General features: G+C 64.2%; 19 protein-coding genes and 1 other RNA gene. 18 read left to right on the plus strand and 2 right to left on the minus strand.

The window, feature by feature from the left end; all coding sequences use genetic code 11:
- The first annotated feature begins 127 nt into the window (after positions 1 to 127).
- The 7 genes from ftsE (at position 128) to HMPREF9058_RS13315 (ending at position 6,290) form a co-directional block, all read left to right on the plus strand.
- On the plus strand, positions 128 to 817 hold the full coding sequence (gene ftsE / locus HMPREF9058_RS03020; RefSeq protein ID WP_004565300.1) for a cell division ATP-binding protein FtsE: 690 nt from the start codon (positions 128 to 130) through the stop codon (positions 815 to 817).
- 12 nt (positions 818 to 829) lie between these two features.
- On the plus strand, positions 830 to 1,747 hold the full coding sequence (ftsX, locus tag HMPREF9058_RS03025) for a permease-like cell division protein FtsX (RefSeq protein WP_004565299.1): 918 nt from the start codon (positions 830 to 832) through the stop codon (positions 1,745 to 1,747).
- Between the two features lie 6 nt (positions 1,748 to 1,753).
- The gene (locus HMPREF9058_RS03030) at positions 1,754 to 3,070 is read left to right on the plus strand and encodes a peptidoglycan DD-metalloendopeptidase family protein (RefSeq protein ID WP_004565298.1); all 1,317 of its coding nucleotides are present in this window, start codon (positions 1,754 to 1,756) and stop codon (positions 3,068 to 3,070) included.
- A gap of 154 nt (positions 3,071 to 3,224) precedes the next feature.
- Positions 3,225 to 3,761, plus strand: coding sequence for an SsrA-binding protein SmpB (smpB, locus tag HMPREF9058_RS03035; protein ID WP_009747496.1), 537 nt, complete (start codon positions 3,225 to 3,227; stop codon positions 3,759 to 3,761).
- 165 nt (positions 3,762 to 3,926) lie between these two features.
- Positions 3,927 to 4,297: a transfer-messenger RNA gene (gene ssrA / locus HMPREF9058_RS12945) on the plus strand.
- A gap of 773 nt (positions 4,298 to 5,070) precedes the next feature.
- Positions 5,071 to 5,763 carry a DUF3800 domain-containing protein gene (locus HMPREF9058_RS12950; protein ID WP_009747533.1) on the plus strand — a complete coding sequence of 231 codons (693 nt, stop codon included), beginning with the start codon at positions 5,071 to 5,073 and terminating at the stop codon, positions 5,761 to 5,763.
- Entirely contained in the window at positions 5,760 to 6,290 is a 531-nt protein-coding gene (locus HMPREF9058_RS13315) for a hypothetical protein (RefSeq protein WP_139018923.1), read from the plus strand. The genes HMPREF9058_RS12950 and HMPREF9058_RS13315 overlap by 4 nt, the downstream gene beginning before the upstream one ends.
- A gap of 156 nt (positions 6,291 to 6,446) precedes the next feature.
- Here the strand turns inward: HMPREF9058_RS13315 and HMPREF9058_RS03045 are convergent, their stop codons facing one another.
- Positions 6,447 to 7,166 carry a FadR/GntR family transcriptional regulator gene (locus tag HMPREF9058_RS03045; RefSeq protein WP_009406019.1) on the minus strand — a complete coding sequence of 240 codons (720 nt, stop codon included), beginning with the start codon at positions 7,164 to 7,166 and terminating at the stop codon, positions 6,447 to 6,449.
- Positions 7,167 to 7,384: 218 nt separating this feature from the next.
- Here HMPREF9058_RS03045 and HMPREF9058_RS03050 point away from each other — a divergent pair, with 218 nt between their 5' ends.
- Positions 7,385 to 8,473: an alpha/beta hydrolase gene (locus tag HMPREF9058_RS03050; RefSeq protein WP_009747251.1), complete on the plus strand. Its 1,089-nt coding sequence runs from the start codon at positions 7,385 to 7,387 to the stop codon at positions 8,471 to 8,473.
- Here the strand turns inward: HMPREF9058_RS03050 and HMPREF9058_RS03055 are convergent.
- A complete protein-coding gene (locus HMPREF9058_RS03055; RefSeq protein WP_279015306.1) occupies positions 8,470 to 9,216 on the minus strand; it encodes a FadR/GntR family transcriptional regulator in 747 nt (248 codons plus the stop codon). The genes HMPREF9058_RS03050 and HMPREF9058_RS03055 overlap by 4 nt on opposite strands.
- Between HMPREF9058_RS03055 and HMPREF9058_RS13575 the strand changes: the two genes are divergently transcribed.
- From HMPREF9058_RS13575 to HMPREF9058_RS03100, 10 genes are all read left to right on the plus strand, one after another.
- Complete coding sequence (locus tag HMPREF9058_RS13575) at positions 9,206 to 9,403, plus strand: hypothetical protein (RefSeq protein WP_175284664.1); 198 nt, start codon at positions 9,206 to 9,208, stop codon at positions 9,401 to 9,403. The two genes, HMPREF9058_RS03055 and HMPREF9058_RS13575, sit on opposite strands and share 11 nt — an antisense overlap.
- 79 nt (positions 9,404 to 9,482) lie before the next feature.
- On the plus strand, positions 9,483 to 11,069 hold the full coding sequence (locus HMPREF9058_RS03060; RefSeq protein ID WP_009747497.1) for an ABC transporter substrate-binding protein: 1,587 nt from the start codon (positions 9,483 to 9,485) through the stop codon (positions 11,067 to 11,069).
- Positions 11,070 to 11,277: 208 nt separating this feature from the next.
- Positions 11,278 to 12,243: an ABC transporter permease gene (locus tag HMPREF9058_RS03065; protein WP_009406195.1), complete on the plus strand. Its 966-nt coding sequence runs from the start codon at positions 11,278 to 11,280 to the stop codon at positions 12,241 to 12,243.
- Positions 12,243 to 14,393 (plus strand): dipeptide/oligopeptide/nickel ABC transporter permease/ATP-binding protein, encoded by a 2,151-nt coding sequence (locus tag HMPREF9058_RS03070; RefSeq protein ID WP_009747641.1) that lies wholly within the window; start codon positions 12,243 to 12,245, stop codon positions 14,391 to 14,393. Before HMPREF9058_RS03065 ends, HMPREF9058_RS03070 begins: the two co-directional genes overlap by 1 nt.
- A complete protein-coding gene (locus HMPREF9058_RS03075) occupies positions 14,393 to 15,220 on the plus strand; it encodes an ATP-binding cassette domain-containing protein (protein ID WP_004565287.1) in 828 nt (275 codons plus the stop codon). The genes HMPREF9058_RS03070 and HMPREF9058_RS03075 overlap by 1 nt, the downstream gene beginning before the upstream one ends.
- Positions 15,221 to 15,884: 664 nt before the next feature.
- Positions 15,885 to 18,200, plus strand: a complete 2,316-nt coding sequence (locus HMPREF9058_RS03080) for a sialidase family protein (RefSeq protein WP_009406364.1) — start codon at positions 15,885 to 15,887, stop codon at positions 18,198 to 18,200.
- A gap of 71 nt (positions 18,201 to 18,271) precedes the next feature.
- The gene (locus tag HMPREF9058_RS03085) at positions 18,272 to 19,657 is read left to right on the plus strand and encodes an ABC transporter substrate-binding protein (protein WP_004565285.1); all 1,386 of its coding nucleotides are present in this window, start codon (positions 18,272 to 18,274) and stop codon (positions 19,655 to 19,657) included.
- 57 nt (positions 19,658 to 19,714) lie between these two features.
- Positions 19,715 to 20,602: a carbohydrate ABC transporter permease gene (locus HMPREF9058_RS03090; RefSeq protein WP_217491279.1), complete on the plus strand. Its 888-nt coding sequence runs from the start codon at positions 19,715 to 19,717 to the stop codon at positions 20,600 to 20,602.
- A 3-nt stretch (positions 20,603 to 20,605) separates the two neighbouring features.
- Positions 20,606 to 21,442 (plus strand): carbohydrate ABC transporter permease, encoded by an 837-nt coding sequence (locus HMPREF9058_RS03095; protein WP_009747433.1) that lies wholly within the window; start codon positions 20,606 to 20,608, stop codon positions 21,440 to 21,442.
- Positions 21,443 to 21,611: 169 nt separating this feature from the next.
- Positions 21,612 to 22,532, plus strand: a complete 921-nt coding sequence (locus tag HMPREF9058_RS03100; RefSeq protein WP_009405971.1) for a dihydrodipicolinate synthase family protein — start codon at positions 21,612 to 21,614, stop codon at positions 22,530 to 22,532.
- The last annotated feature ends 160 nt before the right edge of the window (positions 22,533 to 22,692 follow it).

Genomic DNA, 22,692 nt, shown 5'->3' on the forward strand with positions numbered 1-22,692 from the left:
GGCCATCACAAGCCACATCGACGCTGGGCGTGTCACGGCGGAAAAATGGCGTGTCGGCGCATACGGTGGCCACAACGCCATGAACCCGAGTGCCGTGCTCGGGGCGCAGCAGGGGAGCAACGAGCAGATGATCCGCTTCAACCACGTCTCGAAGGTCTATGACCGGGGGATGCGTCCGGCGCTCGACGACGTCGATATCAAGATCAATCGTGACGAGTTCGTGTTCCTTGTCGGCGCCTCGGGATCGGGAAAGTCGACCTTCCTGAGGCTGGTCATCCGGGAGGAGCGCCCCACCAAGGGACGCATCCACGTCCTGGGACGTGACCTGTCGAAGATCTCCTCGTGGAAGGTGCCCCAGCTGCGGCAGGAGATCGGCTTCGTCTTCCAGGACTTCCGGCTCCTGGAGAACAAGACCGTTCTGGAGAACGTGGCGCTGGCCTCCCAGGTCATTGGTAAGCCGCGCCACTACATCCTCTCCGCTGTGCCCGAGGCCCTCGACCTGGTGGGGCTGGCCGGCAAGGAGAGGCGCCTGCCGCACGAGCTCTCCGGGGGTGAGCAGCAGCGCGTGGCGATCGCCCGCGCCATGGTCAACCGGCCCAAGCTCCTCCTGGCCGATGAGCCCACCGGGAACCTGGACCCCTCGACGTCGGTCGGGATCATGCGTCTGCTCGACCGCATCAACCGGCAGGGGACCACGGTCGTCATGGCGACTCACGACGACGAGATCGTCGACCAGATGCGTAAACGCGTCATCGAGCTCAAGGGCGGCGAGGTCGTGCGCGACCAGGACCGCGGCGTCTACGGCTCGGACCGCTGAAGGAGAAGAACTGTGAGACTGCGTTTCGTCCTGTCGGAGACCGCCAAGGGCATGTACCGCAACCTGGCGATGACGGTGTCCGTGATTCTCGTTGCCTTCGTGTCGCTGCTCTTCGTCGGGGCCTCGTCGCTGCTGCAGAGCCAGATCTCGACCATGAAGGGCGACTGGTACGACAAGGTCGAGGTCTCGGTCTACATGTGCCCCAAGTCCTCGGCCTCCTCCAACTGCGCCAACGGCGAGGCCACCGCCGCTCAGATCAGCGAGGTCGAGAACCTCATCACCAGCGGCGCCCCCTCCGGCTACGTCAAGTCCTACCAGATGGAGACCAAGGCCCAGGCCTATCAGAACTTCATGAAGGCCTACGCCAAGTCCGCCGTCGGGAGGAACGCGACGGAGGACATGATGCCCGTGTCCTTCCGCATCAAGCTCAAGGACGCCGAGAACTACAAGCTGGTGGCCGAGCAGTTCGAGGGGCACAGCGGCGTGGAGCGGGTGGTCGACCAGCGCTCCACCCTCGAGCCGCTCTTCCTCGTGATGAACCGGGCCTCCTGGATCACGGGAGGGCTGGCGACCATCATGGCGGTGGCCGCGGTGCTGCTCATCTCGACGACCATCAGGCTGTCGGCCATGTCCCGCTCCCGACAGACCGGGATCATGCGTCTGGTGGGGGCCTCGAACCTCTTCATCCAGCTGCCCTTCATCCTCGAAGGGGTCATCGCCGCACTGACCGGGGCGATTCTTGCCGTGGCCACGTTGTGGCTGGGAGTCCGCTACGTCGTGGAGGGGTGGCTCGCCTCATCCATCTCCTTCACGAGCGCCTTCATCAGCACCAGGGATGTCCTCTTCCTGTCGCCCTGGCTGATCCTGGCCGCCATCGCCCTGGCCGCGGTCTCCTCCGCCCTATCGCTGTCCAAGTACACGAGGATCTGATCTCACATGCTGTCTCGTCTGTTCCTGCGCCGTTCACGCCGGCGTGCCGCAGTCTGCGCCCTGGCGGCCGCCAGCCTCGTCTTCTTCTACTCCGGGGACATCTCCCTGGCCGATGAGCGAGACGACGCCGTTGCCAAGCAGAATGAGGCGCAGCGCAAGCAGCAGCAGGTGATGTCCTCGCTGGAGGGGGTCAGCGCCGATCTGGGACAGGCATACATCTCGCTTCAGAATGCCCAGGCCTCCTTGAGTACCGCGGAGACTCAGCTGACCACCGCTGAGACGAATCTGGCCGCCAAGGAGAGAGAGCAGCAGATCGCCAGTGACCGCCTGACCACGGCGCAGAACAGCCTGGAGACGGTCAAGAAGGAGTCCGAGGCGTCCAAGAAGACGGCCGAGGAGACCTCCGACTCGGTGGCGGAGATCGTGGTGTCCACCTATCAGGGGGACAACTCGGTGACCTCCTGGAGCTATGTCCTCGCCTCTCAGGACGTCGAGGAGCTCAGCCAGCGCGCCTCAGCGGTTGAGATCGGCTCGGGAGTCCAGGAGGCGGTACTGTCCGCCGCCGAGGTCGAGCGTGCTCAGAACGCCAACCGTGAGGCCAGGCAGAATGCTGCCACCACGCGAGTCAGCACGCTCAAGACCGAGGCTGACACCGCCGAGGCGAACGCCAAGGCCGCCCGGGACGCGGCCAAGACCAAGCGGGACGAGGTCGCCAAGCTGGCTGCCCAGAAGAAGTCGGCCGCCGAGGCGCTGGAGAGCCGTAAGAGCGATCTGCAGTCCCAGCTCAACCAGGCCAACGCCGATGCCGCGGCAGCGGCCGCACGAGTCGCCCAGATCGACGCCGCCAACCGTGCCGCGGCCAGCGCCGGAACGATGCCCTCGGTCCCCGCCAGCTCGATCGGCGCCGACTCCCTGGGAAGCGGGTACATCGGACACCCGATCACCGGCCCGCTCGAGGTGACCTCACCCTTCGGGTACCGCGTCCACCCGGTCACCGGTGTTGCCACAGGACACCAGGGGGTCGACTTCGCCGCGAGTGAGGGAACGCCCCAGTACGCGGCGGTCTCCGGAGTGGCCACCTACTGGGACTCCGAGTCCTGCGGCATCGGCATTGACATCAACGGCGGCATCATCGACGGGCACTCCTACGTCATCACCCTGTGCCACCTCTCCTCGCGCAGCATCGCCGACGGCCAGCAGGTCAAGCGCGGTGACGTCGTCGGTGCGACCGGCTCAACCGGTTACGCCACCGGGGCGCACGTCCACTTCCAGGTGGCCCAGGACGGGGCGTACATCGACCCGATGTCCCTGCCCGGCTTCTAGTCGGGTCGTTCTTGACGGGGCCCGTAGACTCCTGTCCCTGCGCGTCGTCGTGTCGCGCCACGATGCCCCGGTCGGGCTCGGCCCGCTCGGAGGGAACTCCGGGTCGTCCTGACGGGGAGTGCCAGCCATCCCGTACTCGTGAAAGGACAGGCCGATGACCCCTGCCTCCAAGTCCGCTCGGGCGCCCAAGCCAACGGCAGGGCAGAAGGCGAAGGCCGCCTCCGACGCCCACAAGACGGTGGCCCGCAACCGCAAGGCGACTCATGACTACTTCATCGAGGACCGCTACGAGGCGGGGCTGGTCCTCACCGGCACCGAGGTCAAGGCGCTGCGCATGGGGCGGGCCTCGCTGACCGAGGCCTGGATCGAGATCGACCGCCATGGCGAGGCCTGGCTCCAGGGGGCGCATATCCCCGAGTACCTGCAGGGGACGTGGAACAACCACTCCCCGCGTCGCAAGCGCAAGCTGCTCCTGCACCGCAGCGAGCTGGAACGCCTCGAGACCAGGGTCCAGGCCAAGGGCTACACGGTGGTCCCGCTGGAGCTGTACTTCATCGGGGGACGCGCCAAGCTGGAGATCGCCCTGGCTCGAGGGAAGCAGGACTGGGACAAGCGCCAGGCGCTGCGTGAGGCGCAGGACAAGCGGGAGGCGGCCCGGGCCATGGCAGCCGCCAACCGGCGTCGGGGCTGAGGCAGGAGGGAGCAGGGCTCCCCGAGCGTTTCTACCTGCTGACCGGCCGCGTGAGGTATGGAGCAGTAGCCCTCAGTGCTCTCGTCTCCTGGTTCTGCTAGAATGGCCTGGCTCTGCTGAGAGCGCGTTCCGGGTCTCCTGCAGGAGCCCGGTGACACCTTCATAGGGGATGATCGGTTTCGACGACGGTCGTAGGTTCAGGAGAAGCGGGTCGAGGATGCGCAGTCATCTCGTCAACGCTCTGCGCGAACCAATAGGTGCCGATAACACTCGCACCGACTTCGCCCTCGCCGCCTGAGCGAGCCTCGAAGTCCGTCAGCCCGGGGAGCGCTTCCGCCCCGGTTCCTGGCGTCATCTAGGAAGCCACTGCTGAGAGCCCGTGTCGGTAGGGCTCTTGGGACTTTTCATCGACTGAGCCCGTCGGCGTCCTTGCTCGCGTGAGACGCCGGGGCTGAGAAAAACGCTAGCGAGCTGCACCCGGAGAAGTCCTGTTGTGCGGCCGTCGGACGGGGGTTCGATTCCCCCCATCTCCACCATGTGCCTGCTGGCGCTGATGCGCTCACGTGCCAGCAGGCGCTTTGTTTTGCGCGTGTGCCATTTTGGCCCCCCGTGCGTGAGACTTCACGTTTTCGACGCAAAAGCCCTAGTGAGAGCGTTATGACGCGCGTCAGAGATGACGGATTGCTGGCTAGTTCTGGCCGATTTTTGACACTTCTGCCGCCCGGCAACACCCACTGATCAGGCCTGGCTCGAGTCACTCAACGGAATGCTCAAGGCCGAGTGGCCTCATCTGCTGGCCATCACCGACCCCGCCGTGCTCAGAGCCGAGCTCGACTTGGTGTGGACCGAGTACAACAGCCGGTGACTGCACTCAGGTATCGGCTACGTCACTCCTCTCAACGAGCACGAGGGACGCGGAACAGCCATCCGCAAAGCCCGCCAGGACGGCCTGGAGCGAGCCGCCGGCAACGACTTGCTTACAACCGACGACAACGACACAATCAAACCAACCCAGAAGACCACGATGATGTCTGATCCAATCGCCTAAAACGGACATTAACGCTGAAACAGGTTAGTCGATATGGGGCAGGTGGGGTAGCATCGGGGGCAACATGACCGGTTCCGCTGCCCGCTTCGGTGGGTGTCCAGGGCTGCTGGTCTTAGCGTCCCGAAGGTGCGCGGCGCGCCCGCTCGCAACCAGGGGCGCAGCCTCGTTAGACTCTGAGCCACCTCAGGTGTCTTCCAGCCAAGTCCCGTCGCTTCCGGTGTCGCGTCCTTGTGCATCTTTCCGCTTGAAGGAGGCGAAGCGGTGTCCTCATTGAATATCTACTGTGATGAGAGTACACATCTGCCCAATGACGGTCGACCTTACATGGTTCTTGGGGCTATCGTGTGCCCCGCAAACCGTGCCCGAGAGATTGCCGTTCGACTAAGGGAGATTCGCGCAAAGCATAAAATTCGTCCGGATGTCGAGATCAAATGGACAAAGGTTTCCCCGTCGAAAATCGATTTCTACCTCGATGTTATCGACTACTTCTTTGATGATGATGATCTTAGTTTTCGTGCCGTCGTAGCCCCCAAGGCGGGACTCGATCATGAGCGCTTCGCACAGACGCACGATGACTGGTACTATAAAATGATGTTCTATCTCGTCAGGAACGTACTCCCAGCTCAAGACGAGGCTTTCATCTATCTCGATAAGAAAGATACTAACGGGCAAGAGAAGATCGAGCGACTCCGTAACGTGATCGCCAATGCGGAATACGATTTCGGACGCAGCAAGATTCGACGTCTTCAAATCGTTGAGTCAAATCAAGTCGGACCCCTCCAGCTTGCGGATCTACTCATTGGTGCAGTCAACTATGCCAACCGTGGTGACAGTTCGAGTGTGGCAAAGCTGCGGTTGATCGAGCGAATTCGGGGCCGGTCTGGCGTGAGTCTGACTCATACAACGTTGCTATCCGAGACAAAGATGAACATCTTTCGATGGCGGGCCCAGTGATCACAGTGAACAAACTGTTTCCTCTTGGTCCGAGGTTCGACTCAGGTATCACGACGCGTGACGAATACGTCCATGCCCTGTATAAAATCTTTCTCGCGGACCTCGTATCTCGCCCTCTCTATTGGAAGCGAGACGGTTTGACGGTAAGCCTCCGCAGGAATCCAGAAATTGATGGCCGTCATGCGATCTTTTGGCATATCATCTCAGGTGGATCTGGCGATGAGTCTTGTCGACAACTGGAGCCTCAACGGTGCATACGTTTGCGTTGGATTCGAATTATCATCGAGATCTTCAACGCGGAGTTCCCTCGCGAATTCGATATTCGCTGGTGGATTGATACGAAACGCGCGTCGAAGCCACGATATGTCATCACTCGTCCAAACTTCGACTATGTCGTGGTCGTCGAGCAACGTAAGGGCTACGCATTACTGGTTACTGCCTACTACGCTGAACAAGCGCATCGCCGGCGAAAGCTCAAGCGAGAGCATGACGGCTACTGGGCAAAACAAGAGCCGCCCACCCAGTGAACGGCTCCAGATACTCCTTCAACGCATGGTTGATGAGCTGTATCCAGCATAGCACGAACCGCTGCAGTTGGGTAGCGACCCACATTGAGGGTGGCGGGGCCTCGTTTTGTCCTGCTGTGGCAGCGCTCCAGGCGTCGGGTCCTCCGCTGGGTTGTTTTAGGTGAGGACGGCGAGGAGTGGGGCGTAGTGGTCGGTGATGGCTTTGCGGTAGGCGGGGGTGTCTCCGGCGTGGGCGGCTTGGAGCATGGCTCGGTGGGCTTTGGCGGTGCTGGTGAGGTCTTCGAGCTTGGGGGCGTCCAGGAGGGGGACGGTGAGGGTGTGGATGGCCCAGAAGGCTTCGGTGAGGTGGAGGTAGAGGTGGTTGTCGAGGGGTTGGAGCAGGCGGGTGTGGAAGCAGCGGTCCTGGTCGGTGAAGAGCTTGCCTTGGGAGGCGAGGTGCTCGATGTTGTCGACGAGGGTGTTGAGCTCGGGGTCGTGGCGGTTGTGCCAGGCGTGGGTGACGGGTTCGGCTAGGGCGTTGTCGAGGGTGATGCGTACTTCGACGATGTCGCGTAGTCCGCGGTGGTCGTCTCCGGGGTTGAGGAGGCCTTTGAAGATGAGGGACTCGACCATGGGGCGCATGGAGACTTGGCCGACGAACATGCCGTGTCCGTGGCGTACTTCGACGATGTCGAGGGCGACGAGGGTGCGGACGGCTTCGCGCACGGAGGAGCGGGATACTCCTAGGTCGGTGCACAGCTGGGACTCCGTGGGCAACGCGTCACCAGGATGCAGACCCTTGGTGAGGATGTAGTTCTTGATCTCGGCCATCGCCGTGGATGACTGAGTCATCGGGGTGGTGGTGAGGCCGGACATGACACCGCGGGAGATCTGCATGGCCCCATTGTCCGACTTTTGGTTCATTTACGCTGGTGAATGTCGAACCGCACTCACCCGTGCGTTCTCAAGGCTTCGAGCAGCTGCAGTGCTGAGGGAGGAAGCCTTCGAGGGAGTCCATCGTCGGGCGGCTGTCGGAAGTGGGGCTTGGTACCGCAGGTCAGTGACCGATTGTGAGCGGCTTGCTGCTATAGCGCTCACAGTGCAACAGTTGCGGCATGTCTCGCACGCATGAGGAACTCCCCGCTCGTCCTGCCTACGACAGTGCCACCGCCGCCCTGCTCGAGCGTATCGAGCCGCTCGGCGTCTTCGGGACCATGACGGTGCAGGCCATTCCGAGCTGGCGTGCACCGGCTGACGAGGTCCGGGCAGGTTTCCAGCTCAGGCACCCCGACATCGACCTGGAGGACGTTGACGTCCTTCGGCAGGACGGGACGACGCTTCTCGCTGCGGTTGCACGAAGCGCCCAGGGCGCCTGCGTGGGCCGCCCCGGCCCCCTGTTCCTCTCCCTGCACGGGGGAGGGCTGGTGATGGGGTGCCGTTTCAATGGTCTGTCGACCGTTGTCCCGTGGCTGCGGCGGTACGGGGGCGTCATCGTCAGCCCCGAGTACCGTCTGGCTCCCGAGGAGCCGGCACCGGCCGGCGTCGAGGACTGCTACACCACGCTGTGCTGGGCGGTCGAGCACGCCGGGGAGCTCGGTGCTGATCCGGAGCGCGTCATCGTCGTCGGGCCGAGTGCCGGGGGCGGGCTGAGCGCCGGCACGCTGCTCATGGCGCGAGACAGGCGAGGGCCGGCCGTTCTTGGCGGGCTGCTGGACTACCCCATGCTGGATGACCGCACCGGCATGCCGCACTGGCAGGGATCGGTCTCGGCGCGTCAGTACCCGGACGACGGCACCTGGCCGACGGCGTACAACAACGTCGCCTGGGACGCGGCGCTGGGGGAGCGGCGAGGCACGGAATCGGTCACCCCCTATGAGGCCCCCGCCCGTGCCCCCTGGCTGGGCGGGCTGCCGCCGCTGTTCATCTCGGTGGCCTCCGCAGAGGTCTTCCGGGACGAGGACGTCGCCTTCGCCTCCAGGGTGTGGCGCGATGGCGGAGATGCCGAGCTGCACGTCTATCCCGGGGGCACTCACGCCATGGAGTTCGTCAACGCGCGTTGGCTCGCGCAGGGGCTGACGGCGGCACGCGATCTGTGGATGGACAGGCTGCTTCGTCCGGAGGACCCGCGCCTCAATGTCGTGGCCGTGGCGCAGGCCGGCACCTATCCGGCCCTGACGGAGGAGTTCTCCGCTGGGTTGTCTTAGGTGAGGACGGCGAGGAGTGGGGCGTAGTGGTCGGTGATGGCTTTGCGGTAGGCGGGGGTGTCTCCGGCGTGGGCGGCTTGGAGCATGGCTCGGTGGGCTTTGGCGGTGCTGGTGAGGTCTTCGAGCTTGGGGGCGTCCAGGAGGGGGACGGTGAGGGTGTGGATGGCCCAGAAGGCTTCGGTGAGGTGGAGGTAGAGGTGGTTGTCGAGGGGTTGGAGCAGGCGGGTGTGGAAGCAGCGGTCCTGGTCGGTGAAGAGCTTGCCTTGGGAGGCGAGGTGCTCGATGTTGTCGACGAGGGTGTTGAGCTCGGGGTCGTGGCGGTTGTGCCAGGCGTGGGTGACGGGTTCGGCCAGGGCGTTGTCGAGGGTGATGCGTACTTCGACGATGTCGCGTAGTCCGCGGTGGTCGTCTCCGGGGTTGAGGAGGCCTTTGAAGATGAGGGACTCGACCATGGGGCGCATGGAGACTTGGCCGACGAACATGCCGTGTCCGTGGCGTACTTCGACGATGTCGAGGGCGACGAGGGTGCGGACGGCTTCGCGCACGGAGGAGCGGGATACTCCTAGGTCGGTGCACAGCTGGGACTCCGTGGGCAACGCGTCACCCATCTGCAGACCGGAGCGCAGGATGTAGTTCTTGATCTCCGCCATCGTGGCTTCCGCCTGGGTAGTGGGCGACGCCATCAGTGTGGAGTAGGGGCCATGAGGGATGATCGGCTCATCGACTGCGGACGTGAGGTTCATCTCTTTTCCTGTGGTGGTGGTTGCTTGCGGCGTGGAGGCTCTGTTCATGGTGCTGCTCTTCTTGGTGTCGGCCACGGTTCTTGCTCTGTCAATCATTGTTGGTCACTACGATGTGATTCCGCTCGTCGAACGACTCGCCCCAGCGGTGGGGCGGCAGTTCGCGAACGCCTTGCCTGCGAGGTCGTGAGTGGTCTGGACGCCCTGACTTCTGCTACAGTCATCCTACCAACGTCAGACATAAGACGTCAGACATCAGGAGAGAATCAATGGCGATCACGACTCCGGCGGGTACCAGCCGCCGCAACTTCATCAGGCTGACTGGCACCCTGGGTATGGCTGCCGGCCTTGCGGCCAGTGTGGCGGCGTGCGGCAAGGGAGGGAAGGCGGCGAAGAAGGATGGTGTCATCACGGCGGGCATCTCCTATGAGTTGGGCACCAACGGCTACGACCCCGCGTCGACCACCGCCGCTCTCACGATTGCGGCCAACTGGCACACCATGGAGGGGCTCACCGAGATCCACCCGGCGACCCGTAAGGTGTACGCGGCTCTGGCGGCGGAGATGCCCAAGAAGGTCGACGACACCACCTACGAGGTGACGCTGCGCAAGGATGCGAAGTTCTCCAACGGCTCGCCCGTGACCACCGAGGATGTCCTCTACTCCTTCCAGCGCGTGATCGACCCGGCCAACAAGTCGTTGTACGCCCAGTTCCTGTCCTTCGTCGACAAGGTGGAGGCCAAGGATGCCAGCACCATCACCTTCAAGCTCAAGCACGCCTTCGTGCTCCTGCCTGAGCGTCTCAGCGTCGTCAAGATCGTCCCCAAGGCGGTTGTCGAGGCCGACCCCAAGAACTTCACCTACAAGGTCGTCGGCACTGGACCCTACAAGATGACGGACAACGGTGCGGCGAAGCAGGTCATCGTGTTCGAGCGCAATGACCACTACAACGGTCCGTACCCGGCGCTGGTCAAGACCATGAAGTGGAACATCATGCCTGATGACACCACCCGCACCAACGCGATGACCTCGGGGACGGTACAGGCCATCGACGCAGTGCCTGCGGCCAACCTGCCGACCTTCACGGAGCCGGTCAAGGTGTCGGCGCTGCAGGGATTCGGCCTGCTCTTCGCCATGTTCAACACCTCGACGTTCTCCGACGTCAAGGCCCGTCAGGCGGTGCTCTACGCCCTGGACTACGACAAGATCTGCAAGGACGTCATGGCCGGGCTGGCGACGCCGGCGACCTGCTTCCTCCAGGAGGGGCACCCCGCGTACAAGAAGGCCAAGACGGTCTACTCCAAGGATCTCGACAAGGCCAAGGCACTCCTGGCTGAGGCGGGGATCACCAGCATCAGGATGCTGTGCTCGGACCACGGCTGGTTCTCCGGGGTGCGTCCCGTCATTCGGGAGAACCTCGAGGCCCTCGGGGTGACGGTCACCTATGACGAGAAGAAGTCGCTTGATCTGTACAGCTTCATTGACTCCGAGGATGGGGCGAAGGCGTGGGACGTCGTCATCGCGCCCGGGGATCCCTCGGTCTTCGGTGATGATGCGGACCTGCTCATGCGCTGGTGGTATGAGCAGCCTGTATGGACTGAGAAGCGCATGCACTGGAAGGGCTCGGAGGGGCAGAAAGCGATCTATGCGCTGCTCGAGGAGGGGGCCAAGCTCGAGGGTGACAAGCAGATCGCCAAGTGGCAGGAGGCCTTGGACAAGATCTCGGAGGAGGTTCCCCTCTATCCGATCTTCCACCGCAAGAGCCCGATTGCCTACAACTCCTCGACCCTCAAGGACTTCCAGCCGATCAAGCTGACTGCCCTGTCCTTCGTGGGGACGGGGTCGACCAAGTCCTGAGAATCGCGCACGGGCGGTGTGGCTACCACTGGAAGGTGCCGCGCCGCCCGCGTTGCGCTCGCGGCGTCAGTGTGTCCGAGGTGAAAGTAACGGACTTGCGATCTGACGTCAGACATCAGACAATTGGGGTGGTGGTCGACCTTGCGACCGCCACGTCACCCAGCCGCCCGCTTAAGGCGGCAGGACGCTAACGCAAAGGAGCATTTCAGTGTCCAACCTCATCCGCCTGATCGGACGGCGCCTGGTCGCGCTTCCGGTCATGGTGCTGGGCGTGACGCTGCTCGTCTTCGTCGTCATGTCGTTCTCCTCGGCAGACCCGGCGCGCCTCGCGCTGGGTGAGTCGGCCACGCCAGACGCCCTCGAGCAGTACCGAGTCGCCCACCACCTCAACGATCCCCTCCTTCAGCGGTACTGGGACTACCTCGTGGGCCTGGTCCACGGAGACCTCGGCACCTCCTTCACCGGAGTCGATACTTCCCAGCGGGTTGCCGAGGCCTTCCCCATCACGCTCCAGCTGACCTTCATCGGAATCTTCGCCGCCGTCATCGTGGCCACGGTCCTGGGCATCACTGCGGCCCTCTATCGCGACAAGTGGCAGGACCAGGTCATCCGCGTCATCTCCATCGCGTGCCTGGCCACCCCGTCCTTCTGGCTCGCCCTGTTGCTCATTCAGTGGTTCTCCACGGTCCCGGGCGGCACGGGGACCTTCCCTGCGCTGGTTGCCGAATGGGTGCCTCTTGATGAGGATCCTGCTGCCTATGTCAATCAGATCTTCCTGCCGGCCCTGGCCATCGCGGTGCCCAATGCCGGATCGTTGACTCGTGTGGTGCGTACCGCCATGGTCGAGGAGCTCGACCGTGACTACGTGCGCACCGCCATCGGCGGCGGTGTCCCCAGGAACGTCGTCGTGGCTCGCAACGTGCTGCGCAACGCGCTCATCACGCCACTGACCGTGCTGGGCCTGCGCTTCGGCTACGCCATGGGTGGCGCCGTCGTCATCGAGATGATCTTCAACATCCAGGGGATGGGCAAGCTCATCTACGAGGGCATCACCAGTAATGACGTGAACGTCGTTCAGGGAGTCTCCATCACGGTGGCACTGGCCTTCATCATCATCAACATTGTTGTTGACATGCTCTACGTCCTCGTCAACCCACGAATCAGGAGCATCTGATGCTGCACCGCTCCACACTGGACAAGGCCTCCAAGCCCGGGACCCGCTTTCAGGGCTGGAAGGCGCTTCCCCTGGGTTCCAAGATCGCTGTCGTCGTGCTCGGCCTCATCGCTCTCATCGCCATCCTGGCCCCCGTCGTCGCCCCCTACTCTCCTAACGAGACCGGGCTCGCGGTGGCCAAGTCGACCGCCAATATCGAGGGCGCCGGCAATCTGACCACCAGCGACCTCTCCGTGGCCCCCTCGATGTCGCACCTGTTCGGCACCGACGACACTGGCCGCGATATCTTCTCCCGCGCCGTCTACGGCTCCAGGGTCTCGCTGGTCGTCGGCCTGACGGCCACGGGCCTGGCCCTCCTGGTGGCCTCGGTCCTCGGTGCCGTCGCCGCCACGTCGCGCAAGTGGATCGCTGAGACCCTCATGCGCGTGCTCGACGTCGTCATGTCCTTCCCCGGCATCGCTCTGGCGGCCGTCCTCGTCTCGGCGATGTCGACCCGCCTGCCGATGCTGCCGGTCATCATCGTCTCCATCGGCATCCTCTACATCCCCCAGCTCACCCGCGTGGTGCGCGCCAACATCATCTCCCAGTTCGGCGAGGACTATGTGGCCGCCTCCAAGGTGATGGGCGCCCCGGTGCCGTGGATCCTCCTCAAGCACGTGGCCCGCAACTGCATCGCCCCCATCATGGTCTTCGCGACCGTCCTGGTGGCCGACGCGATCGTCTTCGAGGCCTCGCTGTCCTTCATCGGTGCGGGCATCAAGTCCGTCAACACCCCGACCTGGGGCAACATGCTCGCCGAGGGCAAGAAACTGCTCCTGTCGGGCCACTGGTGGCCGACCTTCTTCCCCGGCCTGCTCATCCTCATCACCACCCTGTGCCTCAACATCCTGTCCGAGGGGCTCACTGATGCGATGGCCTCCCCGCGCATCAAGGCCAAGCCCGACGTCCAGGCCGATGAGGAGGCCATGGAGGCCCAGGAGACCCTGAACGCCTGGGACGACGCCGCTGAGGCGGTGGTCGCCAACGCCTCCGTCGCCGACGGGGACGACGCCACGAATGGGTTCAGCTCACTGACCGGCGTCGCCGCCCCGGCAACCGAGGATGTTCCTCTGTCCGAGCGGCTCAGCTCCCTACGGGTGGCCGAGCTCGCCCGGCGAGACCGCCTGGTTTACGAGGACACCGGCGAGGACCCGGTTCTGGAGGTCAAGAACCTCACGATCGCCTTCCCCGAGCAGCACGGTGAGGTCAACATCGTCGATGGCGTGTCCTTCTCCGTGCGTCCCGGCGAGACCATGGGCCTGGTGGGCGAGTCCGGCTGCGGCAAGTCCATCAGCTCGATGGCCGTCATGGGGCTGCTGCCTCCCTCGGCCCGGATCTCCGGCGAGATCCTCTTCAAGGGACGCAACATCCTTGAGATGACGCCGGCTGAGCACAACGCGCTGCGTGGTCACGAGATGAGCATGGTCTACCAGGACGCTCTGTCCTCACTGAACCCCTCCATGCTCATCCGCACCCAGATGGCCCAGCTGAGCGCGCGCGGAGGCACCCGTAGTGCCGCCGAGCTGCTCGAGCTGGTGGGGCTCGACCCCAAGCGTACGCTGCGCAGCTACCCGCACGAGCTCTCCGGCGGTCAGCGTCAGCGCGTCCTCATCGCCATGGCGCTGACCCGAGACCCCTCCCTGGTCCTGGCCGACGAGCCGACGACCGCGCTGGACGTGACCGTTCAGAAGCAGGTCATCGACCTGCTCAACGAGCTGCGCGAGAAGCTCGGCTTCGCGATGGTCTTCGTCTCGCACGACCTGGCCCTCGTGGCCAAGCTGGCCCACCGGATCACCGTGATGTACGCGGGCCAGGTGGTTGAGCAGGCGCCCACCAGCGAGCTGCTGGCCAACCCGGTTCACGAGTACACCCGGGGCCTTCTCGGCGCGGTGCTCTCCATCGAGTCCGGCTCCAAGCGACTCCACCAGGTGCGAGGGGTCGTCCCCTCACCCAGCGAGTTCGTCAAGGGCGACCGGTTCGCTCCGCGATCGTCCCACCCGACGGTCGGACTTGAGACCCGTCCGGTGCTCAAGCCCGTGCCGGGCACGACGGAGCACAGCTACGCCATCACCCCCGAGCTCGAGGCTCTGCTCGCTAAGGAGAAGCACTGATGTCGCCCAACACGTCTGCATCGTCCTCATGGAGCGAGGACCAGCCGGTCGTCGAGCTCAGGAATGTCAATGTCATCCACAAGTCTCGCACCGGTGGCCTGTTCCACCCGGACACGGTTCACGCGGTCAACGACGTCTCGCTGAGCGTCAAGCGCGGAGAGACTCTGGGACTCGTGGGGGAGTCGGGTTGCGGCAAGTCCACCACGGCCCGAGTCATGGTGGGGCTGCAGCCGGTCACCTCCGGTGAGGTCATCTTCAAGGGTCGTCCCTTGGGGCGCTCGGCCTCGGACCGTCGCGATCTGGGGCGCAGTATCTCGGTGGTCTTCCAGGACCCGGCCACGGCCCTCAACCCGCGCATGATCGTGCACGACGCGCTCATCGACCCGCTCAACGTGCACGGAATCGGGTCGCCCAAGGAGCGTGAGGCCAAGGTGCGCGACCTGCTCCACCTGGTCGGGCTGCCCCCCAGCGCACTCAACGTGCTGCCTCGGCAGATCTCCGGTGGTCAGCGCCAGCGCGTCGCCATCGCCCGAGCGCTCGCCCTGGACCCCGACATCATCGTGGCCGACGAGCCCACCTCCGCACTGGACGTCTCGGTGCGCGCCCAGGTGCTCAACCTCCTCCAGGACCTCAAGGCCTCCTTGGGACTGGGGCTGGTGTTCATCAGTCACGACATCAACACGGTGCGCTACGTCTCGGACCGGATCGCCGTCATGTACTTCGGCAAGATCCTCGAGCTCAACACCACTGAGGAGATCTTCAACAACCCTCAGGAGGAGTACACGCGCACTCTGCTGTCGGCAGTGCCCTCACTGCTCGATGTCTGAGTAGACGGCGCCCGGTCGCGGCCGGCGGCGTTAGCACCTCCAGGTGAGGGGCGTACCCACTGGGTCCGCCCCTCACCTGTCTATCGGTTCCGTTCAAGAGGGGGATTGTTATCTATGTCGATGCTGTTAGAGGCCGGGTGCTGGTGTGGTGATTGCGAGAGATTTCTCTTCCGATCTCGTATGAAATCTGAGCGTGTGAGCATTGACTTCTGGGTCACATGTCGTGTAGATTACTTTTATCAGTTCAGAGAGGAGCTGATAGCGGCACACACAGCCGCCAACAAAGGTGTTGAATGTAAAGGAGGGTCTCCTATGTATGTCACAGCGCCATGGCGTGTGACCACGACGGCGCGTCGCCAGTCCGTCGTGCGTGAGGGTCGGGGCCCGTCCTTGATTCGCCTCTGACCAGCTGGTGAGAAACCAGAGGGTCGCGTCAGGGGCGAGTGAGGCGCGGTAAGCGCTCCTCCGGTGCCGCCTCATCGCGGCGAAGCATGAGGTGATGAGAAAGTCGAGACGCGCGTGAGTCGCTGAAGCCGGGCGCGTCTGCGATCAGACGCATTCTTGATGAGGCCGGCCCATGATGTTGGGTGCGGAATTCCAGGGATTGTGATCCACATAGTGACTGATGGGTACTTCTATGCCCATTTTAAGAAACAGGTGACAAGTGACTGAGTCAGTCTGTGCCGCATTGCGGCTTGATGAAGAAATCCTCGACTCTGAGACAGGAAGCATCTCCTGTGAGTTCCGGTCGAGGTCCGACGGTAATCTCTTCGCGCTGCGAGGCGGCGACGGGGCCGGTCTTGAGCTGCGCATCGTGGGATCGTCACTCGTGTACGAGGTGACGGTTCCAGGCAGGTGGAGCAAGCTGGAGGCCGAGGACGTGCGCTCACTCGACGACGGGCGCTGGCACAGCGCCGTCGTCACCGTCAGCTCTGCCGGTACCCGCCTCTACCTCGACGGCTACCAGGTCTTCTGCGGTACCACCACGACCTTCCTCAAGGACCTTCCCGGTCTGACGCAGGCCGTCGTGGGGCAGGGGGACAGTCCTGAGGTCACAGCCTTCACGGTGCACCCCCGGGTCCTGACATCCAGGGAGGTCCTCGCCCTGTCCAAGCGAGCCGAGCCCCTGGTCGAGGTCGCCGCCAACCGTCTGAGCCCTCACGACGTCGCCCGCTTCGCCGACGTGCGGCACGGCTCCTTCTGGCTGCGCTTCCGGGTGCGGGGACGGATGCAACAAGGGGCCCTCCTCGCCGCCGGCGGACACGGGCGCGAGCAGCTCACCGTGTCCGTGGGGCCCGAGGGGATCGCCTACACGGCCGTGAGCACCACGGGGGAGCGCAGACAGGTCAAGGCCACAGGGGCCTGGAGCGACGGCGGCTGGCACGAGGTCGTGGTCTCTGTGGGGCACGGTGCGGTCGACCTCTACGTCGACGGCTTCCGTGAGACGCACGCTCCAGGTGAGTTCTTCCTCGCAGGGGTCGAGGGGCTCGACGAGATCGTCGTCGGCCAGGACTGCGAGGGGGTGCGTCTGTCCGGAGAGGTCCAACGAGCGGGGCTCTACGATCACGCGCTTAGCGACGCGCAGATCAAGCGCTTGTCCGAGGTGGAGCCGATCGAGACCGACGCCCTGTTCGACCGCGGCTACTGCGGCTCGGCCTCCTACCGGATCCCCTCCCTGCTGACGCTGTCCTCCGGCACCATCCTGGCCGGGGCCGACCAGCGGGTCTCCAATGCCAACGACTCTCCCAACGACATCAACTTCGTCGTGCGCCGATCCCTGGATGCGGGACGGAGCTGGGAACCGGCGAGCACCGTCATCGACTGCCCGGGAATTGGGGAGGACGCCTCGTCAGTCATCGACTCCTGCATGGTTCAGGATCCGAGTACCGGACGGGTCTACGTCCTCATCGACCACTTCCCGGGAGGGATCGGACAGCCCAACTGCTGGGCCTCCACCGGATTCGACGAGCACGGCAGGCGGCAGCTCAGAGACCTCGACGACGGACGCTACGTCGTCGAGCCCGATGGCACGGTCACAACGATCGAGGGCCAGGCCACCGAGTTCCGAGTGCTGGATGACGGCACCGTGCTGCGTGACGGCAACCCGGCAGGCAACATCGAGCTGGCCCCCGGAGCGGACCCGGCCGAGACCCTCCTGGCCATCCCCACCAGCTACCTGCAGATCGCCTACTCCGACGACGACGGCCTCACATGGAGCCGGCCGCGGGACCTCAACCCCGAACTGAAGCAGCCGTGGATGAGGTTCCTGGGAACCTGCCCGGGTAACGGCATCTCCCTGAGGAACGCCCCTCACGCCGGACGCCTCATCGTTCCCCTCTACTTCAACAACGACCAGAACTGGCTGGCGATGTGCGCCACAGTCGCCTACTCCGACGACCACGGCGAGACCTGGCAGCTCGGTCACGGCCCCAATGAAGGGCGGCAGACCCCCCAGGGGGAGCTCGACCCGCAGACCTTCGTTGACGAGACCTGGTCGCTGCACGAGGCCGCCGTGGTCGAACGGCACGACGGCGTGCTCGTGCTGTTCATGCGCAACCAGCACCCCCGTGGGCGGGTCGCCGTCAGCGAGTCCCACGACGCGGGGCAGACCTGGGGGCCGATCCGCTTCGATGAGGCGCTGCCCGAGATCTGGTGCCAGCCCAATGCGATCAGTCTGCCCTCGCCCGAGGGGGAGGACCGCATCGTCTTCGCCAACGCCTCGCTCATGCTCCCGTTTCGAGGCTGCGGAGTCATTCGGCTCAGCCTCGACGGCGGACGCAGCTGGAAGTACTCGCGGACCTTCAACCCCGGGCACTACGTCTACCAGTGCATGTGCGTCCTACCCGACGGCAGGATCGGGATTCTTTGGGAGAACGAGTGTCAGGGCCTGTACTTCTCACGCCTGCCCCTGAGCTGGTTCTCCGACGGCCTCGAGACCGTCGATCCCCGTCAGGCCGAGTCGCAGGACTCACAGTCATGACGATGAATCACCCGTCATCCACACCTCACTTCACCACCCATCCGTCATCCCCCGTTCAAAGGAGAACTGTCATGACTCCCTCCACCCCCGTCTCATCCCACTCGGCCTCCGCACTCAGCCGTCGCGGCTTCATGGTCCTGGGCGGCATCGGCATGTGCGGCGCGCTGGCCGCATGCGGCGGCAAGGACTCCGCCGAGGACGAGGGGACCGGGCCCCTGCGTGGCACGGTCACCATGTGGTCCTCCTTCACCCAGGGGCCCCGTGCGGACTGGATGAAGAAGATGGCCGAGGAGTTCCACAAGAAGAACCCCGACGTCACCGTCAAGATCGAGCAGTTCTCCTGGTCCGAGTTCAAGACGAAGTGGACCACTGGACTGACCGCGGGCCAGGTGCCGGATATCTCCACCGCCCTGCCCAACGACGTCGTGGAGATGATTAACTCCGAGGCCCTGGTGCCGCTGGACAAGGTCATCGACTCCATTGGCCGGGACCGCTTCCCCAAGCAGGCGCTGGCCGAGGGGCAGTCGGACGGAAAGTCCTACTCCGTGCCCATCTACTCCCACGCCCAGGTGATGTGGTACCGCAAGGACGTGCTGAGCTCCAAGGGGCTGTCCGTGCCCACGACCTGGGAGGAGCTGGCCAAGGCCGCCAAGGCCATCGGAAAGTCCGACAGCCTCTACGGGCTCTCCGTGCCTCTGGGGACGGGGGATATGCTGGGCGCCCGCTACCTCAACTTCTATGTTCGTTCCGCCGGCCAGAGGCTGCTCAAGGACGACGGGACGGCCAACCTCACCTCCGAGGCCGCCTTGGGCGGCATCAAGTACTGGACTGACCTGTACAAGTCAGTCTCCCCGGAGGGATCGCTGGACTACGCGGTCCTCGACCAGGCAACGCTCTTCTACCAGGGCAAGACCGCCTTCGACTTCAACTCCGGCTTCCACATCTCCGGAGTGGCCAAGGACAGCCCCAACCTGGTCGACTCCATCGCTGCGGCGCCTCTTCCCCGTATGAAGGCCTCCGACCCGGCGAACTACCCGGCCGAGGTATCCAACGTGCCCCTGGTGGTGTGGGAGGCCTCCAAGGTCAAGCGGGAGGCCAAGGCCTTCCTGGAGTTCCTGTTCACCAAGGACAAGTACATCGAGTTCCTGCACTCGGTCCCCGGAGGCATGCTGCCGGTTCTCAACGACATCGCCAAGGACCCGAGCTACACGAACAACGAGACGATCAAGAAGTACTCCGACTCCATCAAGGTGATTCAGGACCAGGTGGGTGTCGGCACCGCTATCGGCATGGAGAAGGGCCCGCTCGTCCAGGCAGGAGTCCTCACCAGCCAGGGGCTGATCGAGAAGATGTACCACTCGATCATCATCGACAAGACCGATGTCGAGGCCGCCGCCAAGGACTGCGAGAAGAAGCTCAACGAGGCCTTCAAGGCCGCCGGAGCCAGCATCAAGTGATTCGGCAACGCGGTGGGGAGAGGAATCTCCCCACCGCCCAGTCCGAAAGGTGAGCTCATGACTCGAATGAAGCGAATGAACTGGACGGGCGTCGTCTTCGTGGCGCCATCCATACTCATTGTTCTTGCCCTGCTGATCTACCCGGTGTTCTCAAGCATCTGGTACTCCTTCACCGACAAGCACCTCTTGCGCCACAGCTATCACGTGGTGGGTCTGTCCAACTACACCGACCTTCTGGCATCCTCCAGCTTCTGGAACGCGTTCGGGGTGTCGATCAAGTGGACCGCGGCGTCGATCATCGGCCAGCTCGCTGTGGGCCTGGTTCTGGCCCTGGCGCTGGACCGGGTGCCCCGGGGCTCTGGGGTGTTCCGGACACTCCTCATCGTGCCCTGGGCCTTCCCGGCGATCATCACCGCGTTCGCCTGGAAGTGGATCCTCAACGACGTCTACGGGTTCCTGCCCAATCTTGCGACCACTCTCGGTCTCACTGATAAGAACATGGCGTTGCTGGGCAACCCCTCGACGACCTTCTGGGTGGCATTGGGAATCAACATCTGGTTCGGCGCCCCGATGTTCATGGTGAATATCCTCTCTGCCCTCAAGACCATCCCTCAGGAGCAGTACGAGGCGGCCATGGTGGATGGTGCCTCTGGGCTGCAGAGGTTCAGGTTCATCACGCTGACTCATATTCGAGAGGTCATCGGCCTGCTGGTCATCTTGCGCACCATCTGGGTCTTCAACAACTTCGACATGCTCTTCCTCCTGACGGGCGGAGGTCCGGGGGAGAGGACGACGACGCTACCGATCTTCGCCTACCAGGAGGGCTGGAATCTGCGGCAGCTCGGGGTCGCCTCCACCGTGACGATCCTGCTGCTCCTCTTCCTGCTGGCGCTGGCCTTCGGCGCCTTCAAGATGCTCAACCGCTGGGAAAAGGAAAGGGGCTGAATCATGCGACGTGCTGGTCGTGGCCCGTGGGGCACCGTGTGCGTGTATCTCATTCTCATCGTGGCTGCTTTCGTTGCGGTCTTCCCGCTCGTATGGGTGGTCTCCTCATCGTTCAAGACCTCCCACGAGCTGGCGCAGAATCCGCTGCAGCTGTTCTCGAGCTCGCCGACCCTCGAGCACTACAGCAAGGTGGTCAACGAGATCGGGTTCTTGACGAACCTGAAGAACTCGCTGCTGATCGCGGGCTGCTCGACGGTGATTGCGGTCCTGGTCTCGATGCTGGGCGCCTACGGGATCGTGAGATTCTTCCCCCGTGTCGGCAAGCAGCTGACCAAGCTCCTCATCGGCACCTACATGTTCCCGCCGATTCTGCTCGCCATCCCGTACACCATCACGATGGTGAAGCTCGGTCTCATGAACAGCTATTTCGGGCTCATCATCGCCTACCTGTCGTTCTCGATCCCCTACGCGATCTGGATGCTCATCGGCTTCTTCCAGACGGTCCCCATCGGGGTGGAGGAGGCGGCAGCCGTGGATGGGGCCAGTCGGTTCCGGGTGTTCTGGCAGATCTCGGTCCCGATCATCCTTCCGGGGATCGTGGCCACCGCCGTCTACACCTTCATCAACACCTTCAACGAGTTCCTCTACGCGCTCCTGTTCATCACCGAGTCGGACAGGATGCCCGTCGCAGTCGGCCTCTACTCTCTCCAGGGGTCGGAGGTTCTTGACTGGGGAGCCATGATGGCTGCTTCCGTGATCGTGATCGTCCCGTCGGTCGTCTTCTTCATGATCATTCAGAAGCACATCTCCGGAGGGCTCTCGGAGGGCTCCGTCAAGTAGCGCCTTCGGGGCGGTCCCCGGTCCGCCTCCTGCCGCTTCGGTGCCTGTGACGTGAGTGATCGCATGCTCACAGGCACCGGGGTGGCGCCAACCGGGAGCATCTGCAACAATACCTCGTGACGTCAGATGTCAGACGTCCGATATCCTTTCAATGAAGAGAGTCACCACAATGGACAACCGTTTCACCGGCGTCATCCCGCCGGTCGTCACCCCTTTCACCGCCGCGGGCGAGGTTGACTTCGACAGTCTGGACAAGGTCGTCGAGCACCTCATCGCCGGTGGTGTCAACGGCCTGTTCGCCCTGGGGTCCTCCGGAGAGGTCGCTTACCTCACCGACGCCCAGCGCGACGCCGTCATCGAGCGGGTCGTCAAGGCTGCGGCAGGACGCGTCCCGGTGCTCGCCGGTGCCATCGACACCACCGCCCACCGGGTCATTGACCAGGCTCGTCGGGCAGCCGCCCTGGGCGCCGAGGCGATCGTGGCCACCTGCCCGTTCTACGCGCTCAACGACGCCGAGGAGATCAAGGCTCACTTCCGCGCCATCGCCGCGGCCATCGACGTCCCCGTCTTCGCCTACGACGTCCCCGTGCGCCTCGGCGGCGCGAAGCTCGGTTGCGAGCTGCTCGTCGAACTGGGCAAGGAGGGCGTCCTGGCCGGTGTCAAGGACTCCTCCGGCAACGACGTCGCCTTCCGCAGGCTGGTGGCCGCCAACGAGGCCGCGGGCCACCCCCTGGCCCTTCTGACCGGCCACGAGTGCGTCGTCGACGGCATGCTGCTGCTGGGTGCCGACGGCCTCGTCCCCGGGTACGGCAACGTGGACCCGGTCCGCTACGCCGAGATGTGGAAGGCCTCCCGCGAGGGGGCGTGGGACGAGGTGCGTCGCCTCCAGGACGAGGTCTGCGCCGGCTTCGAGATCGTCTTCGTACCCCAGGGCCGCTCGGCCGACGCGACCGGCATCGGCGCCTTCAAGACCGCCATGGAGGCGATCGGGATCATCGCCACCAACGAGATGGCCTTCCCCGTCAAGGCGCTCGAGGGCGAGACCAAGGAGCGGGTCCTGGAGATCGTCAAGGCCCAGGGCCTCATCTGACATCCCGGCGGCTGCATGGCCGGTGGTCGCGGCACCGACCGATCCGGACATGCAGCCGCCGTGGCAGCGGCGAGGCCTAGAGCCTCGCACCAGGCAGCCTCCTGCGGCCGCCCCTCATCCATTTCTCACCCCGGTGCGCCAGCGCCCAACATCCCGTCGG

It is taken from the genome of Actinomyces sp. oral taxon 175 str. F0384 (assembly GCF_000223355.1).
GTDB lineage: Bacteria > Actinomycetota > Actinomycetes > Actinomycetales > Actinomycetaceae > Actinomyces > Actinomyces oris.

Bases quoted from the DNA above. Each gene is read 5' to 3' on its own strand.
- ftsE (WP_004565300.1), top strand. From the start codon at position 128: ATGATCCGCTTCAACCACGTCTCGAAGGTCTATGACCGGGGGATGCGT.
- HMPREF9058_RS03030 (WP_004565298.1), top strand. From the start codon at position 1,754: ATGCTGTCTCGTCTGTTCCTGCGCCGTTCACGCCGGCGTGCCGCAGTC.
- smpB (WP_009747496.1), top strand. From the start codon at position 3,225: ATGACCCCTGCCTCCAAGTCCGCTCGGGCGCCCAAGCCAACGGCAGGG.
- HMPREF9058_RS03045 (WP_009406019.1), bottom strand. From the start codon at position 7,166: ATGCAGATCTCCCGCGGTGTCATGTCCGGCCTCACCACCACCCCGATG.
- HMPREF9058_RS03050 (WP_009747251.1), top strand. From the start codon at position 7,385: ATGTCTCGCACGCATGAGGAACTCCCCGCTCGTCCTGCCTACGACAGT.
- HMPREF9058_RS03055 (WP_279015306.1), bottom strand. From the start codon at position 9,216: ATGAACCTCACGTCCGCAGTCGATGAGCCGATCATCCCTCATGGCCCC.
- HMPREF9058_RS03060 (WP_009747497.1), top strand. From the start codon at position 9,483: ATGGCGATCACGACTCCGGCGGGTACCAGCCGCCGCAACTTCATCAGG.
- HMPREF9058_RS03070 (WP_009747641.1), top strand. From the start codon at position 12,243: ATGCTGCACCGCTCCACACTGGACAAGGCCTCCAAGCCCGGGACCCGC.
- HMPREF9058_RS03075 (WP_004565287.1), top strand. From the start codon at position 14,393: ATGTCGCCCAACACGTCTGCATCGTCCTCATGGAGCGAGGACCAGCCG.
- HMPREF9058_RS03085 (WP_004565285.1), top strand. From the start codon at position 18,272: ATGACTCCCTCCACCCCCGTCTCATCCCACTCGGCCTCCGCACTCAGC.
- HMPREF9058_RS03090 (WP_217491279.1), top strand. From the start codon at position 19,715: ATGACTCGAATGAAGCGAATGAACTGGACGGGCGTCGTCTTCGTGGCG.
- HMPREF9058_RS03095 (WP_009747433.1), top strand. From the start codon at position 20,606: ATGCGACGTGCTGGTCGTGGCCCGTGGGGCACCGTGTGCGTGTATCTC.
- HMPREF9058_RS03100 (WP_009405971.1), top strand. From the start codon at position 21,612: ATGGACAACCGTTTCACCGGCGTCATCCCGCCGGTCGTCACCCCTTTC.